This is a genomic window from Roseibium sp. AWQ4_290, assembly GCF_056160985.1.
Map to the genome: position 1 here is coordinate 1 of NZ_JBSWYG010000133.1, position 216 is coordinate 216.

The window sequence follows — 216 nt, forward strand, 5'->3', positions numbered from 1 at the left end:
CTGATCAGCAGCTACACCAATGGCCTCTTCCTCGGCAAGGCTCAGATTGAGCTGATCGAGGCTTTCCGATTTGGAGCCGAACCGGTTCCGGTGCGCCCCATGAAGCTGATGTTGAAGCTGCTCGACCTTCAGGCTGAGTGCCTTGACTTCGTCGGCCAGAAGCCGGTTCACGGCTTTCAGTTCAGCCGGATCGTCAGGCGTGATGTCCAGGTCCTT

General features: G+C 57.9%; 1 protein-coding gene. It reads right to left on the reverse strand.

The window, feature by feature from the left end; genetic code table 11:
* Positions 1–216, reverse strand: a 216-nt coding sequence (locus ACXAH0_RS25425; protein WP_475196139.1) for an IS66 family transposase, incomplete at both ends; no start/stop codon positions are given.